The organism is Blautia sp. ZXY-1-C6, assembly GCF_056339875.1.
The window spans coordinates 1-16472 of record NZ_JBWJVQ010000193.1 but is presented as its reverse complement, the minus strand read 5'-3'; the positions used below and the strand labels follow the sequence as shown (position 1 = coordinate 16472).

Sequence of the window (16472 nt, the reverse complement as noted above, 5' to 3'; positions counted from 1 at the left end):
AGTTTATGAGCAGGCAGCGAAGCAGATAGTCTTATCTGTTCAAGTGAGGAGGATGTTATGCTGGAGAAAGTTATGGAACTGCATTTCCTGCTGTATGCCATGATGTTAATGGGCGGACTGGGAGCACTGGGGATGCTGACCACACATCTTACCTACCGAAGAATGATCAGAAAAAATACAGAGGTTAAATCAAATCTCAAAGAGAAATGGACAAATCTTTGGAAAACAAGAGACAGGCTGTTGAACCGTATGAACCGGTTTGTCTGGTATCCGTCACTTTTCTGTATCGCTTTTCTTGGACTGGCTTTTTTTCTGTATTCCAAAGATGCACGATGGGACGGAATGCCGCTGGCATATCTTTATGTGGCTGCGATCATTCCGACAGCATTGCTTTTGCTGAGACAGGCGCTGGATTTTACATACAGAGAAGAACTTCTGATGAATTCTTTTTCTGATTATGTGGAACATGCCCGCACATGGGTAGAAGAAGTGCCGGTGCCGGAGAAGGCTGACGAAGCTGTAAAAGAGGAAATCGTTGAACATATTGCGGACAGTATCCGCCAGACTGCAGCAGCAGGAAGCCATTTCAGCGGAATGCTTACACCCGAGGAAGATGAGATTATGAGAGAAATCATAAGAGAATTTATGAAATAAAGACATGAAAATTCACTGCAAATGAGATACACAGGATCAGAAACAATATGGCAATGTAAAGTTTCTGATCCTGTACACATTTTAAGACAGAATAATTTATTATTCGTCATCCTCTTCAATTACCTGGATCTCCAGATAATCAAAATCAATCTGCTCTATAAAATTATCCTGATAAAATCTGGCTTTTCCATGTTTCTTAAAATGTCTGACTGTAGATTCCAGCCAGATTGGGTTTCCCAGATCCATTTCATAACAGATACTTTCCAGACCACGAAAAATCTTGTGGGTCCGCGTATCTTCGGAGTCATCGCAGATTACAGTATCTTTCAGTAAATGATTATCTTTCCATAATTTTCCCCATAAACGGAACATATCGGTAATACCTCCCTGTCAGAACTGCCACAGGCGGCAGAAATCTCATTTTCTAAGTGATTCCCAGTATAGCGGATTTTTGCGGGAAAGTAAAGAAAGTGAAAAGCAACAGCAAAATACTTATAGTCTTAGGCTTGATTATTCCGGTGGAATATTCTATAATAAAACCTAAATTTCCATAAATTAGCGTGTCAAAGTGCCGGTTCAGGAGAAAATCAGTTTTCATCTGGAAATTTGAAGACTGGTGTGGATAAGGTGAGTTCCATAACTGCATTTGTGATATGCAAAAAAACAGAATGGAGGAGACATTATGAAATTATACGATACCGGTGTGTATTTGCTGAATGGTCAGAAGATTGTTCCGGAGAATCAGGCAGATTTTCCTGTTTCCAAAGAGGAAGCTGCAAAGAGTACAATTGCCTATTCAATTCTGAAAGCACACAATACTTCCGGAAATATGGACAAACTTCAGATTAAATTTGATAAACTGACTTCTCATGATATCACTTTTGTCGGAATTATCCAGACTGCACGTGCTTCAGGCCTTGAGAAATTTCCGGTGCCATATGTACTGACAAACTGCCATAATTCACTCTGTGCAGTAGGCGGAACTATTAATGAAGATGATCATATGTTTGGACTTACCTGTGCCAAGAAATATGGCGGCGTATATGTACCGCCTCATCAGGCGGTTATCCATCAGTTTGCAAGAGAAATGCTTGCGGCAGGCGGTAAAATGATCCTCGGTTCAGACAGCCATACACGATATGGCGCACTGGGAACCATGGCAATGGGTGAGGGCGGACCGGAGCTTGTAAAGCAGCTTCTTTCCCAGACTTATGATATCAATATGCCAGGTGTAGTTGCCATTTATCTTACAGGTTCTCCACGACCGGGCGTAGGTCCTCAGGACGTTGCGCTTGCGATTATCGGCAAGGTTTTTGCAAACGGATATGTGAAGAATAAAGTTATGGAATTTGTAGGACCCGGTGTTGCAAATTTAAGTGCTGATTTCCGAATTGGTGTAGATGTAATGACAACAGAGACCACCTGTCTTTCCTCTATCTGGCAGACAGATGAGAAGATTCAGGAATTCTATGATATCCGATGGCAGAAGTGAAGATTACAAAGAACTGAAACCAGGTGAAACAGCATACTATGATGGCTGTGTAGAGATTGATCTGAGTGAGATCAGACCAATGATCGCTATGCCATTCCATCCAAGCAATACATATACAATTGATGAACTGAAGGCAAATCTGGATGATATTCTGGCAGATGTTGAGAAAAAAGCACAGATCAGCCTTGATGGAAAAGTTCCATATACATTAAGAGACAAAGTAATTGATGGTAAACTTTATGTAGAACAGGGAATCATCGCAGGATGTGCAGGTGGTGGATTTGAAAATATCTGTGCAGCAGCTGATATCCTTAAAGGCAAGAGCATTGGTGCAGATGCCTTCACATTGAGTGTATATCCGGCAAGTACTCCGATTTATATGGAACTGGCTAAAAATGGCGTTCTGGCAGGACTTCTTGAAACGGGAGCTGTTGTGAAGACTGCTTTTTGCGGACCTTGCTTTGGTGCAGGGGATACTCCTGCAAATAATGCATTCAGTATCCGTCATACGACCAGAAACTTCCCGAACCGCGAAGGTTCCAAAATCCAGAATGGCCAGATTTCTTCTGTTGCACTTATGGACGCACGTTCTATTGCGGCAACTGCAGCAAACAAAGGTTTCCTGACTTCAGCAGAGGATTATACGGGTGGTTATACAGGACAGAAATATTTCTTTGATAAGACAATTTATGACAATCGTGTATTTGACAGCAAGGGTATAGCTGATCCGGGTGTAGAGATCCAGTTTGGTCCGAATATTAAGGACTGGCCGGAGATGGCTGCACTTCCGGAGAATCTGATCGTGAAGGTTGTTTCTGAGATCCATGATCCGGTTACTACAACAGATGAACTGATCCCATCCGGTGAGACATCTTCTTATCGTTCCAATCCACTTGGACTGGCTGAGTTTACACTTTCCAGAAAAGATCCTGCTTATGTAGGACGTGCGAAAGAAGTTCAGAAAGCTCAGAAGGCTATTCAGGAAGGAAAATGTCCGGTTGAGGCATTACCGGAGATGAAACCTGTAATGGATGTGATCAAAAAGGATTATCCGAATGTAAGCAAGGAAAATCTTGGTGTGGGAAGTACGATCTTTGCAGTGAAACCAGGTGATGGTTCTGCGCGTGAGCAGGCTGCTTCCTGTCAGAAAGTGCTTGGCGGATGGGCAAATATCGCCAATGAGTATGCGACAAAGAGATACCGTTCCAATCTGATCAACTGGGGTATGCTTCCATTCCTGATTAAAGAAGGGGAGCTTCCGTTTGCAAACGGAGATTATCTGTTCTTCCCGCAGATTCGTAAGGCAGTGGAAGAAAAGGATGATGTGATCCAGGGATATATTGTCGGTGCTGAGGGACTGAAGGAGTTTGAAGTGGCTCTTGGGGAGCTTACGGATGATGAGCGTGAGATTATCCTTAAGGGATGCCTGATTAATTATAATCGAAAATAGGAAGTGATGAAGATGCAGCTATCCTCTCTTTAGGTTGGGAGTAGCTGCATCTTTATTGTTTATGAAATTATGAGAATTGCGGGAACTGCTTTGCAGCGGAGCGATTCGTGGATATAATAGAGCCCCGGGCAGCAACATACTGCATCGAAGAAAGTGAAATAATCTGAAAATTATCAAATAAATAAAAATATTATAAAATTAGTGCAAATAAGACAAAGATAAATAGAAAATATTGAAATAAAATGCAAAAATGTATTGACAAATAATAACAAGAGTGTTATTATAACACCATCAAAAGAAACAAGGAAACGAATTAAACAATCAAAGAAATTCATTCAATTCATAGCATATATAAATGTTCCAATGAAAAGGATGAAAATAAAAGAAAGGTTCGGGTGATTCCATTGGGAAAGAATTTATAACTTCATCAATATAAGAGTGACGGGTATCGCATTTCCTGCAAGAAAGACCTGATACGGAGATTATAAAAAAGTATTTTCCTTATATAATATAAGAGCATACGCACAGTCTGATTAATAAGGAAGGAATGTATCAAAGGTATTATAGAAGCGATAACTTATATTGAATATCTGTTGCAGACCTGATACAGGGATTTTGGTAAATGTGTAAAGAAATATTTACCGGAAGAGCATAACCCTTATCTCAGTAGTTAGCCTGAAAGCAGAGGTTCAGGTAACAGATAAACTGAAGGTAAGAACGATGTTTTGAGAGGCATATAGAAGTTTAAGTATATGGTTTGAAATCCTGCATCAGAAGAATATCCGGTATATAAAATTACAGGATATTGAGAGAAATATTAAGGTACTTTTTCAGTGATACTTTACATAATTCAGAACATCTGCCATTAATGTTCGATAAATATGAAAAGCACATAAGGAAATTAAACAGTTGTGAATTTAAGAAGTTAGGTTTATGATTGCTTAGCACGAAAAATAATGAAAAAGTGTATCCGATATTTCATAAATGAAAAACAAATTATAATACGTGAAATTATAATTTAAAATCTATAAAACTTTCTAAGTAAGTTCCGATGAACTGAATAACTGATATCATAAAAGCATAAAAGCAGGAATGAATCAGATTATAAACAGTACATATGGATTATGAGCAGGAAACAGAATAGGAATTTTAAATAAACATAGAAAAATTTAATAGTGAACTTATAAAGTAGTTTGTAAATAACATATTATTTTATTATAGAAAGAATACTAAGAGGAAAATAAATTGAATAACGAAGAACATTGAAGCGGTCATCATTTTTGAAATCAGGAAAAGTAAAAAGTGATGACCGTTTTCAAATTGTATTCATATATATTCGTTTATTGCGTGAAATGGAATTTTAGGATATACTCTCCATGAAAAGGAGAGTTTTTTTATGTGGATAAAAGATATCAAAGATTATATTTTATATGAAGATAAAGATATTCTGGTCTGTCACAAACCGGCAGGGCTTGCAGTTCAGAATGCGCGGGTTGGCAGTATGGATATGGAGAGCCTCTTGAAGAATTATATTGCTCAGAAGGTGCCGGGTAAGATGCCGTATCTGGGTATTATCCATCGTCTGGATCAGCCGGTGGAGGGGGTTCTTGTATTTGCCCTGAATCCGAAGGCAGCAGCAGATCTCAGCAGACAGATGACAGCGGGAAAAATAAAGAAGACTTATCTTGCAGTTACAGAAGGAACAGTGAAAGTGAAGAGTGCAAAACTGGTGGACTGGCTGAAGAAGGATGGCAGGACCAACAGCTCTGCAGTGGTTGAGGGAGGAACTTCCGGAGCAAAAAAGGCGATCTTGTCTTATGAAGTTCTGGAAACCTGGAAAAATAAGGAAGATGCACAGGATTGTGGCGAAAGAAATCTGATTCGGATTGATCTGGATACAGGCAGGCATCATCAGATTCGTGTGCAGATGGCGCATGCCGGAATGCCTTTGGTTGGTGACAGAAAGTATAATCCCGGTCAGAATAGTCAGGAACCGCTGGCTCTCTGTTCTGCAAAACTGGGATTTCAGCATCCGGTGACAAAGAAACAGTTGGAGTTTCAGGTGCAGCCTGCAGGTATGGCATTCAAAAGACATTGACATAGCGCAATTTTTGATGTATAAAAGTGAAAAATGTGTAAAATCTCTGGACGAATTTCGTAAAGTGTGTATAATGTAGAAAGTAATATGCAGTTATAAGGTTTATAGCAATTCTCGTAAATAATGCATTTAAGAGGATCGCTACAGGTAATTGTTCGATGTTAATTATTCTGTGAGAGTACTGGGCAGATATCGATTTTTTAGTTGACAGAAATTATACATTATTTTATGAAATTGCTGTAATGTGCAGTATAGCACTGAAAGGAAGAGGAAATTAAAATGAAAAGAGCGGCGGCAGCAGCGATAAGTTTAATGACAGGACTGGCAATGCTGACAGGATGCAGCAGAGCGGAGGTGGAAGAGACAATCCAGCCGTTGGTGGCAGACGCTATCGAAGAATCCGATTCAGAGGCAGAAGCGGTGAAGGAAGAGGATGAGAGTCCGCTGATTCCGGAGATTGATACAGATATAAAAATCCATGCCGGTTCAAGGATCGCAGTGGTAAGCAAATGTGTCAAGGGCGAATACTGGAAGATGGTTAAGAAAGGCATGGAAGATGCGGTAAAGGAAATTAATAAAGCATATGGTTATAAAAAAGATGACCAGATTACCATGACTTTTGAAGGCCCTGATAATGAAGAGGACGTAGAAACTCAGATTAATACAATAGATGCTGTTATCGCAGAGAATCCGGATGTTCTTTGTATTTCGGCAAGTGACATGGATTCCTGTGAGGCACAGCTTGAAGCTGCAAAGGAAAATGGAATTCCGGTTATAGCATTTGATTCTAATGTAGCCGAGAAAAAACTGGTGAAGGCATATCGGGGAACCGATAATGTGCAGGTAGGAAAGATGGCTGCTTATCAGCTTGGCAGTGCACTCGGAAAGATGGGAAAGGTTGCGGTTTTTTCCGCACAGCAGAAGACAAAGAGTGTTCAGGATCGTGTAGAAGGATTTATGAATAATATCGGGAAGTACGGAGATATTGAAGTTGTGGAAACCATTTATTCTGATCAGGTAGATGATATGGAGGCTTCCATGAAGGAAGTCCTGGAAAAATATCCCACACTGGATGGTGTATTCTGCACCAATGCAGATATTACAGAGATGTATCTGAATCTGGAGAAGAGTGATGAGCATGATGCACCGGCTCTGGTAGGGGTTGATGCAACTACTAAGCAGCAGGAAGCAATCCGTAATGGAGAAGAGATTGGCTGTGTTTCCCAGCAGCCTTATGCTATGGGATACCAGACGATCTGGGCAGCAGTTGAAACAACGGCACCGAAGAAATCTGTTGTGATTGAGAAAAATGTACTGAGCAATCCGGCATGGATCGATGCAGACTGTCTGGATGATCCGGACTACAGTGGATATTTATATACAGAATAAGAATTAAAGATAAACGCTCCGGGAGGATGTACAGGGTCTCAAATGCATTAATTAAGAAGATTTTCTATAAGAGGAATGTGTCTGCTGGGACAGACCGGTAATACAGAACTTATATATAAAGCAGAATTATATACGAAAGAAGAAGCATGAAAACAGTGATGAGTTGTTTTCGTGCTTTTTTTGTGTCATAGAATATTACTCCGTAATGTTCTATGACACAAAAAAGCTCTCCGGGCAGGCTCCTTATTTATATCTCTTCTTCTTTGAAATAAAAATATAAACAAATCAGAAGCTTTGACTGTATAAAAAGATTTATATTGATGATATAATCACATACACGATATAAAAATAACAAAAAAATATTGGATGGATGAAAAATATTTGATAAAATTATCTAATGAGATTGTAATTTTAAAGGATATATGGTAAAATTTGACTATAAATTCTTGAAAATATATACAAAAATTAAGCAAAAAGGAGAAGAGGATGAAACAATGGTCAGAGATCATCAGAAATGTCACCATGTTGTCGCAGCTTGGACTGTCTCTCATAACCCCTGTCCTGATATGTCTGGCAGTATGCTGGCTGATTGTTTCTAAGACCGGAGCTGGCGGATGGGTATATATCCCCGGTTTTTTCTTTGGTCTTGGAGGTTCCGGGACAGTGGCATATAAATTTTATCTTTCTATTAACAGACAGCAGAAGAAAGAGAACAAAAAGAAGAAAAATAAAGTATCGTTTAACAGACACCTGTAATGATACAGAAACGAAAGGGAGATTTATATGAGTATTATGGATAATGTTCAGCCTGCCGTAAAGAAGGAAACCGGGAAGGTAGTTGCCATCACCGGAATCGGGCTGATTTTGATGTGGATCGTGTTTGGAGTGCTGCATGCTTTCATGCCACAGAAGGTACCGTTTGATTATACGGTGTTTCTTGGAGGGGCAGTGGGAGGATGTGTGGCAGTCCTTAATTTCTTTTTTATGGGACTTGCAGTGCAGAAAGCAGCTGCAGCAACAGATGAGGACACAGCGAGAATGAGGATCAAAGCAAGTTACTCCCAGAGAATGCTGATCCAGATGTTGTGGGTGATCTTGGCAATCGTGGCACCCTGTTTTCATTTTGTGGCAGGAATCGTTCCTCTTTTATTTCCCGGAACAGGAATTAAAATTGCAGGAATTTTTCATACTAACAAATAGGTATTTCTATATCAAACCGGAACAGTACCGGGAGAGACAGGAGGTGAATAAAGAGTATGGAATTGGATATCAGCGGGGCAAGGATATTCTTTACATTACCCATTGATGTGCCTGTTCTCGGACCATTAAGGATCAGTGAGACAATGGTGGTAAGCTGGATTGTTATGATACTCATAACAGGTTTGTGTATCTGGCTGACACATGATCTGAAAGAAGAGAACATTTCTAAACGTCAGGCTGTGGCAGAGCTCATTGTAGAGAAGGCCAACAGCTTTGTAATCGGAAATATGGGTGAGAAATTCAGATACCTGATACCATTTGTTGCAGCACTTTTTGCAACCAGTGTGGTTTCCAACCTGATCAGTCTGATCGGACTTCGAAGCCCTACAGCAGACCTTTCTACTGAGGCTGCCTGGGCAGTTGTGGTTTTCATTATGATCACAGCACAGAAGATAAAGACCAGCGGATTTGGCGGTTATCTGAAAGGATTTACAACTCCGATCGCAGTTATGACACCGTTTAATATTCTTTCCGAGCTGGCTACACCTGTCAGTATGGCGTGTCGTCATTTCGGAAATATCCTTTCCGGTGTGGTAATCAATGGCCTGATCTATGGGGCACTGGCAGTCGCAAGTTCCGCGCTTCTGGGCCTGATCCCGGGTGCACTGGGAGATGTACTGTCAAAGATACCGATTCTTGATGTCGGTGTACCTGCGATAACGTCGGTCTATTTTGACTGGTTCTCAGGAGTTATGCAGGCGTTTATCTTCTGTATGCTGACTGTAATGTATATTGCAAATGCAGCAGAAGAGTAGCAGAAACATGATTTGCCGGAGCAAAACGGCAGCGGTGGTAACCGCAAAGAATGCTGAAATACAGCAGAAAAATTAATACCGCAGCAAAGGGGAAAAGCTGCAGATTATTATTTAACAGGAGGGTTTTAATATGGATTTTCAGTTATTGGCAAAAGGTATCGCATTAGCAGGATGTGCAATTGGAGCAGGATGTGCGCTGATCGCAGGTATCGGACCTGGTATTGGTGAAGGTAACGCAGTAGCAAAGGCGCTGGAGGCAATCGGACGCCAGCCTGAGTGCAAGGGTGATGTTACTTCTACCATGCTTCTTGGATGTGCCATCGCAGAGACAACAGGTATCTACGGTTTCGTAACCGGTCTGTTGCTTATCTTCGTTGCACCTGGTATGTTCATGAACTTCCTGAGCTGATAAAAACAGCTGAGATGCCGGATATCACAGATTAAGCGGCATCTGATATGGAACCTGTGGATAATTCCGGCAATAGCCGGAGAATGATCCGCATAAATACAGACAGGAGGTTACAAACATGCAGGTACAGGAATTAGTTGGAATTGTGCCGTGGAATTTTATAGCGACGATTTGCAACCTTTTTATTCAGGTATATCTGATCAAACGTTTCCTCTTCAAGCCCATCAATGAGATGCTGGAAAAGCGCAAAGCGAAAGCGGATGCCCAGATCCAGGATGCAGTGAAGGCAAAGGAAGAAGCTCAGGCAATGAAGGCAGAATATGAAAAGAATATGCAGGAAGCCAAGAATAGGGCAAATGACATTGTGATGACAGCTCAGAAAACAGCCGCTATCCAGAGTGAAGAGATGCTTAAGGAGGCTTCCAGTCAGGTAACTGCCATGAAAGAGAAGGCAGAGAAAGACATTGCCCAGGAGAAACGTAAGGCAGTCAACGAGATCAAGGGAGAAATCGGCGGTATGGCTGTTGAGATTGCCGGAAAAGTGATCGAGCGCGAAATTAGTGAAGAGGATCATGCAAAACTGATTGATGAGTTTATTGAGAATGTAGGTGAGGCATCATGACAAAAACTGCCAGAGTTTACGGCGGAAGTCTGTATGACCTTGCCGCTGAGGAAAAGCTCGATGGACAGATCATGGAGCAGATGATCGCAGTCAGACAGATTTTCAGGGAAAATCCGGGATATTTGAAATTGCTGGGAGAACCGGCGATTCCTGAAAACGAGAGACTTAAGATGATTGAAGAGGCTTTCGGAGGGCAGGCAGAGAGATATCTGGTGAATTTCCTGAAATTATTGTGTGAACGCAAGATTCTGAGAGAGTTTGCCGGATGCTGCGAAGAGTTTATCAGACGCTACAACAGTGCACATGGAATTGCAGAAGCCGTGGTTACCAGTGCAGTGAAGCTCAGTGATACTCAGATGGAAGCTCTGAAAGCGAAGCTTGAGAAGCTAAGTGGAAAGAAAGTGTATCTGGTTCAGAAAACAGATGCATCCGTTCTTGGCGGACTTCGCGTGGAACTGGAGGGCGTACAGCTTGACGGTACAGTACAGAGCCGTATTTCCGGTATTTCGAAGAAACTGAATGAATTGGTAGTATAAGGAACTGGATTCCGGATTTGAGAATCGTACTGTATGGGTATTTGACATATGGATATGAAAAATCTTTAAATTTCTGAATTCAGACAGCGCAAAATAATAGAATATAAAAGGATGGAATGGAAACATGCAATTAAAACCTGAGGAAATATCCAAGGTCATCCGAAGCCAGATAAAATATTACGAAAATGCCATTCAACAGAACGAGACAGGTACGATCCTTATGGTTGGTGACGGTATTGCCAGAGCTAGCGGACTGGTAAACTGTATGTCAGGAGAGCTTCTGGAATTTGAGGACGGAAGCTTTGGTATGGCACAGAACCTGGAGGAGAACAGTGTCTCCATCGTAATCTTTGGTTCAGATGAGAACATTGGTGAGGGTCAGACCGTAAAGCGTACAGGCAAGGTCGTGTCTGTACCTGTAGGCGACGCCATGGTTGGACGTGTTGTAAATGCACTGGGACAGCCAATTGACGGAGCAGGCCCGATTGATACAAAAGAATTCCGGCCAATCGAGAGCAAGGCACCGGGAATCTGTGAGAGAAGATCTGTATATCAGCCTCTTCAGACCGGTATCAAAGCCATCGACTCCATGATCCCCATTGGACGTGGACAGCGAGAACTGATCATTGGTGACCGTCAGACCGGTAAAACTACAATTGCTACAGATACCATTATTAACCAGAAGGGAAAAGATGTGATCTGTATCTATGTAGCCATTGGACAGAAGCGTTCCACAGTAGCTACATTAGTAGAGAACCTGACCAGAAACGGCGCAATGGATTATACTATCGTTGTGGCAGCTACAGCATCTGAGTCAAGCCCGCTGCAGTATATCGCACCGTATTCCGGATGTGCAATGGGTGAATACTTTATGAATAAGGGAAAAGATGTGCTGATCATCTATGATGATTTAAGTAAGCATGCAGTTGCATACCGTGCACTTTCCCTGCTGATCCGTCGTCCGCCTGGACGTGAGGCATATCCGGGTGATGTTTTCTATCTGCATTCCAGACTTCTGGAACGTGCAGCGAAGCTGGACGATGAACATGGCGGCGGTTCCATGACAGCACTGCCGATTATTGAAACACAGGCAGGTGACGTATCTGCCTATATTCCTACTAACGTTATTTCTATTACAGATGGACAGATTTTCCTGGAGACAGAGTTATTCCATTCAGGAATCATGCCTGCTGTAAACCCAGGTATCTCCGTATCACGAGTTGGTGGTGATGCGCAGATCAAGGCAATGAAGAAGGTAGCAGGAACACTGAAACTGATTTATTCCCAGTACCGTGAGCTGCAGAGCTTCGCACAGTTTGGTTCTGATCTGGATGCTGATACAAAGGCACGTCTGGAACAGGGAGCACGTATTGTGGAAGTTCTGAAACAGAACCAGAATGCACCGGTTCCTGTAGAGAAACAGGTTGCGATCCTTTATGCGGTTACAAAGGGTGTTCTGGAATCAGTAAAAGTTGAAGACGTAAATGTATATGAATCAGGATTATATACCTATCTGGATACAGATGCAGCAGGCGTAGAGGTTATGCAGGAGATCCGCTCAACAGGTAAGCTGGAGCAGGAAACAGAGCAGAAGCTTCGCAGCGTACTGGATGCGTATACAGAGAACTTCCTGAATACAAGACCTGAGAAATAAAGTGATTAGGAGGGTATCGTATGGCTTCGAATATGAAAGCGGTAAAGCTGCGTATCAAGAGTGTACAGAGTACCATGCAGATTACCAAGGCCATGGAGCTTGTAGCGTCCTCCAAACTGCGTAAGGCAAAGGAACGTGCAGAGGTATGCCGTCCGTACTTTACAGAACTTCATGAGACATTGAAAGAGATTGCAAGGGAGAATACAGATTTCTCATCCGTTTATGCGAAAGAGTCTTCCAACAATAAAACCTGCTATGTAGTGATCGCAGGTGACAGAGGACTTGCAGGCGGATATAATGCAAACCTTTTCAAATGTCTGGAGGCTTCTGCTGAAGGTAAGGACTACATGGTTCTGCCGGTTGGAAAGAAAGCAGTAGAATATTTCCGCCAGAGAGAGATTGAAGCTCTGACAGAACAGTTTGCAGAAGTGGGAAGTATTTCTGTGGCGGACTGTTTTGAGATGGCAAATATGCTCTGCACGGAATTTCGAAAAGGAACCTTTGGTCATATTGAATTATGCTATACTGTCTTTGATTCCATGCTTTCTCAGCAGCCGGAGGTATTTTCCATGCTTCCTATGACTGATATCAGAGAGGAAAGCGGAGGTAAGATAGAGACGAAGAATCTGATCCTCTATGAACCGGACGGAGAGACAGTATTTGATGCCATTGTTCCGGAATATCTGGCAGGACTGGTTTATGGCGGTATCTGCGAAAGTACCGCAAGTGAACTGGCAGCCAGACGTATGGCTATGGATGCAGCCACAAGTAATGCGGAAGAGATGATTGATCAGCTCAATTTGTATTACAACAGGGCACGTCAGGCCAGCATCACGCAGGAGATCACGGAGATTGTTGCAGGTGCAGAAGGTCTTTAATATAATTTCCAACAGATAGGAGATTACTAACATGAGTGAAAAACACATTGGCGAGGTAGTGCAGGTTATCGGTCCGGTACTGGATATCCGCTTTGCGCACGATGAACTGCCGCCTCTTCTCAATGCCATAGAGATTGATAATGATGGCGCAAAGCTGGTTGCCGAGGTTGCACAGCAGGTTGGTGATGATGTGGTAAGATGTATTGCCATGAATTCTACTGACGGTCTGGTGCGCGGTGCCAAAGCTCTGGATACAGGCGGTCCCATTTCTGTTCCTGTAGGTGAAGAATGTCTGGGACGAGTATTTAACCTTCTGGGTGATCCGGTAGATAATCTTCCGGCACCGGAGGCAAAGGAACGCTGGTCTATCCATCGTCAGGCTCCTTCTTATGAAGAACAGATGCCTGCAACAGAAATCCTGGAGACAGGTATCAAGGTCGTTGACCTGATCTGTCCTTATGCAAAGGGTGGTAAGATTGGTCTTTTCGGTGGTGCAGGTGTAGGAAAAACAGTTCTTATCATGGAGCTGATCCACAACGTAGCAACTGCACACGGCGGACTTTCCGTTTTTACAGGTGTAGGAGAGCGTACACGTGAGGGAAATGATCTTTACAATGAAATGAAAGAAAGTGGAGTTATCGACAAGACTGCTCTGGTTTACGGTCAGATGAACGAGCCGCCCGGAGCACGTATGAGAGTTGGACTTTCCGGACTTACCATGGCGGAATACTTCCGTGATGAGAAGAACCAGGATGTGCTCCTCTTTATTGACAATATTTTCCGTTTTACACAGGCAGGTTCCGAGGTGTCTGCGCTTCTGGGACGTATGCCTTCAGCCGTAGGTTATCAGCCTACACTGGCAACTGAAATGGGTAACCTGCAGGAACGAATTACTTCCACAAGAAAGGGTTCCATCACATCTGTACAGGCTGTATATGTGCCTGCCGATGACCTGACTGACCCGGCTCCTGCAACTACATTCTCACATCTGGATGCAACAACTGTACTTTCCCGTGAGATCTCCAGCCAGGGTATTTATCCGGCTGTTGATCCTCTGGATTCCACAAGCCGTATCCTTTCTCCTGAAATCGTAGGAACAGAGCATTATGAGATTGCCAGATCAGTACAGAGAGTTCTTCAGCGTTACAAAGAGCTTCAGGACATTATTGCCATCATGGGTATGGATGAGTTGTCAGAGGAAGACAAACGTACTGTAAGCCGTGCCCGTAAGGTTCAGAGATTCCTGTCACAGAGCTTCTCTGTAGCAGAACAGTTTACAGGTATGCCTGGCAAATATGTTCCGCTGAAGGAGACGCTGAGAGGATTCAGGATGATCCTTAACGGTGAGTGTGATGACATTCCTGAGAGTTATTTCCTGTTTGTGGGAACCATCGATGAAGTGTTTGAAAAAGCGAAGAATCAGTAAAGGGGGAAATGTCCTATGAGTACTTTCCCGTTGAGAATCGGAACACCGGACGGATTACTCTTTGAAGGCAATGTGGAGCGTGTGATCTGCAGAACTGTCAGTGGTGATCTGGCTATTCTTGCCAGACACTGTAATTACTGTACTGCCCTGGGAATGGGTGAAGCCAGTGTGGTAATGGAAGACGGTAGCAGACGGACCGCAGCCTGTATTGGTGGGATGCTTTCTGTTATGAACGGAAAGTGTCGTGTCCTTGCAACTACCTGGGAGTGGAAAGAGGATATCGATGAGCAGCGCGCACAGGAAGCTAAGAAAAGAGCTGAGGAGATGATCGCCAAAGGTGGCTTGAGTGATCATGATTATAAGATTGTGGAGGCTAAACTGCAGAGGGCGTTGGTGCGTTTGAGTGTGAAGAGCTGAGAAAATAAGAGTTATTAAGATATTGTGTTAAAGATAAAGACTGACAGGAGATCCGGGAGAGGAGACTGTCGGTCTTTTTTTGCTTGTGATATGGTTTTTTGGAGGATATAGTGGGAAGAATCTGAGGAAGAGATTTGAAGGAGGGACGCATAGAAAAATAATTTATTTTATGTGCGGTTTCGGACATTAAGATATTCTAAGCTGCTAAAAATCTGCTAAAGGCATGAGAAAAATGCCACAAACTCGCTTCGCTCAGACAGTGTGTCATTTTTCTCATAACGCAGATTTTGACCAGCTAAGAATATCTAAATATCCTGCAAATGCACATGAAATAAATTATTTTTCTATGCTGGTGGTTGGCTCTTTTAAATACACTTTAAGCGAATCAGGTAAGTCCCCTGCGGGGAAACCAAAAGGAAAAAATGATGAATAAAGCCGAATGGCAGTGTATTAAAATTAGGTGGATGTAATTGAAGAAAAAATATGATATCATGTGAGTAACAAATCGGTATTTAACGAGGAGGTAATGATTATGAGTAGAAATATAAAAGGTGGTTTTTTAACATTAAGTGGTGTTGTTGGTATTGTAGGAATGATAATAGCGGCAATGCAAAATCCGGCAACTGCATGGGTAACGCCACCTGGAAGAATGATTGTAAATATTTTAGAAAATGGATTATTGATTCCTACGGTTTTATTCCTTGTTCTTTTTATTTATGGATTGTATATTCTCCTAACGGAGAAAAACGATTGAGCAATACCGGTTTGTCGAATTAAGAAAACCGGTATTTGTGGAGGAGGAATTCTGTAATGAGATTTTTTGAAAATACCCGTAAGCCACAAGGCTTCGGCGGAAAATTGATGACGAAGATGATGAACAGTGGTCACGCCAAATTATCGCAATGGGGATTCTCAAATATCTCCGCGAAGTCTGATGCTGAAGTTCTGGACGTCGGCTGTGGCGGCGGAGCAAATATTGCGGTTTGGCTTGATAGATGTAGAAATGGCCACGTGACAGGAATGGATTATTCTGAGGTTAGTGTGGCAGAATCTCAAAAATTGAACGCCTTCGCCATTAAACAAGGGAAATGTAATGTAGTTCAAGGAGATGTATCTGCTATACCCTTTTCTGACGCGACTTTTGATTATGTTTCTGCCTTCGAAACAGTTTACTTTTGGCCAGGATTAGTAAAATGCTTTTCCGAGGTCAACCGTGTGCTGAAAAGCGAAGGCATATTCCTGATTTGTAACGAGAGTGACGGAACGAATGCCGCAGATGAAAAATGGACAAAGATGATCAATGGTATGAAGATTTACACATCTAAACAACTTGTTGCCGCTTTGAAAGAAGCGGGTTTTGCAGAGATCAAAACGTATTCAAATGCAAAAAATCATTGGATAAGTATTGTTGCAACGAAATAGCCAAATTCTA

General features: G+C 42.4%; 17 protein-coding genes and 1 pseudogene. 17 read left to right on the top strand and 1 reads right to left on the bottom strand.

The genetic code is table 11. The annotated features are described in order from the left end of the window. The first annotated feature begins 57 nt into the window (after positions 1–57). Complete coding sequence (locus tag AC075J_RS11145; protein WP_025577784.1) at positions 58–654, top strand: hypothetical protein; 597 nt, start codon at positions 58–60, stop codon at positions 652–654. 99 nt (positions 655–753) lie between these two features. Here AC075J_RS11145 and AC075J_RS11140 read toward each other — a convergent pair whose 3' ends face one another. Beyond that, positions 754–1026, bottom strand: coding sequence for a hypothetical protein (locus AC075J_RS11140; protein WP_008705009.1), 273 nt, complete (start codon positions 1024–1026; stop codon positions 754–756). Positions 1027–1336: 310 nt separating this feature from the next. Here AC075J_RS11140 and AC075J_RS11135 point away from each other — a divergent pair. The 16 genes and pseudogenes from AC075J_RS11135 (at position 1337) to AC075J_RS11060 (ending at position 16462) form a co-directional block, all read left to right on the top strand. Next, positions 1337–3596: pseudogene (locus AC075J_RS11135) on the top strand (hydratase). Positions 3597–4992: 1396 nt separating this feature from the next. After that, positions 4993–5694 (top strand): RluA family pseudouridine synthase, encoded by a 702-nt coding sequence (locus AC075J_RS11130; protein WP_476390324.1) that lies wholly within the window; start codon positions 4993–4995, stop codon positions 5692–5694. A 279-nt stretch (positions 5695–5973) separates the two neighbouring features. Then, positions 5974–7083, top strand: a complete 1110-nt coding sequence (locus AC075J_RS11125; protein WP_008704974.1) for a substrate-binding domain-containing protein — start codon at positions 5974–5976, stop codon at positions 7081–7083. A 486-nt stretch (positions 7084–7569) separates the two neighbouring features. Further along, complete coding sequence (locus AC075J_RS11120; RefSeq protein WP_022380878.1) at positions 7570–7839, top strand: AtpZ/AtpI family protein; 270 nt, start codon at positions 7570–7572, stop codon at positions 7837–7839. 27 nt (positions 7840–7866) lie between these two features. After that, positions 7867–8283 carry a hypothetical protein gene (locus AC075J_RS11115; protein WP_476390323.1) on the top strand — a complete coding sequence of 139 codons (417 nt, stop codon included), beginning with the start codon at positions 7867–7869 and terminating at the stop codon, positions 8281–8283. Positions 8284–8339: 56 nt separating this feature from the next. After that, positions 8340–9098 (top strand): F0F1 ATP synthase subunit A, encoded by a 759-nt coding sequence (locus AC075J_RS11110; protein ID WP_020993166.1) that lies wholly within the window; start codon positions 8340–8342, stop codon positions 9096–9098. Between the two features lie 130 nt (positions 9099–9228). Then, positions 9229–9507, top strand: a complete 279-nt coding sequence (atpE, locus tag AC075J_RS11105) for an ATP synthase F0 subunit C (RefSeq protein WP_008704968.1) — start codon at positions 9229–9231, stop codon at positions 9505–9507. Between the two features lie 118 nt (positions 9508–9625). Then, a complete protein-coding gene (gene atpF / locus AC075J_RS11100) occupies positions 9626–10129 on the top strand; it encodes a F0F1 ATP synthase subunit B (RefSeq protein WP_008704967.1) in 504 nt (167 codons plus the stop codon). After that, positions 10126–10665 (top strand): ATP synthase F1 subunit delta, encoded by a 540-nt coding sequence (gene atpH / locus AC075J_RS11095; protein WP_055150648.1) that lies wholly within the window; start codon positions 10126–10128, stop codon positions 10663–10665. Before atpF ends, atpH begins: the two co-directional genes overlap by 4 nt. A 124-nt stretch (positions 10666–10789) precedes the next feature. After that, on the top strand, positions 10790–12319 hold the full coding sequence (gene atpA / locus AC075J_RS11090; RefSeq protein ID WP_008704965.1) for a F0F1 ATP synthase subunit alpha: 1530 nt from the start codon (positions 10790–10792) through the stop codon (positions 12317–12319). Between the two features lie 20 nt (positions 12320–12339). Beyond that, entirely contained in the window at positions 12340–13197 is an 858-nt protein-coding gene (gene atpG / locus AC075J_RS11085) for an ATP synthase F1 subunit gamma (protein WP_022380877.1), read from the top strand. 31 nt (positions 13198–13228) lie between these two features. Continuing rightward, positions 13229–14623 (top strand): F0F1 ATP synthase subunit beta, encoded by a 1395-nt coding sequence (gene atpD, locus AC075J_RS11080; RefSeq protein ID WP_008704959.1) that lies wholly within the window; start codon positions 13229–13231, stop codon positions 14621–14623. A 15-nt stretch (positions 14624–14638) separates the two neighbouring features. Continuing rightward, on the top strand, positions 14639–15040 hold the full coding sequence (gene atpC / locus AC075J_RS11075; RefSeq protein ID WP_008704958.1) for an ATP synthase F1 subunit epsilon: 402 nt from the start codon (positions 14639–14641) through the stop codon (positions 15038–15040). Between the two features lie 223 nt (positions 15041–15263). After that, on the top strand, positions 15264–15473 hold the full coding sequence (locus AC075J_RS11070) for a hypothetical protein (protein WP_008704957.1): 210 nt from the start codon (positions 15264–15266) through the stop codon (positions 15471–15473). 99 nt (positions 15474–15572) lie between these two features. Next, a complete protein-coding gene (locus AC075J_RS11065) occupies positions 15573–15794 on the top strand; it encodes a hypothetical protein (RefSeq protein ID WP_476390322.1) in 222 nt (73 codons plus the stop codon). A 56-nt stretch (positions 15795–15850) separates the two neighbouring features. After that, positions 15851–16462 carry a class I SAM-dependent methyltransferase gene (locus AC075J_RS11060; RefSeq protein ID WP_476390321.1) on the top strand — a complete coding sequence of 204 codons (612 nt, stop codon included), beginning with the start codon at positions 15851–15853 and terminating at the stop codon, positions 16460–16462. Positions 16463–16472: the final 10 nt, after the last annotated feature.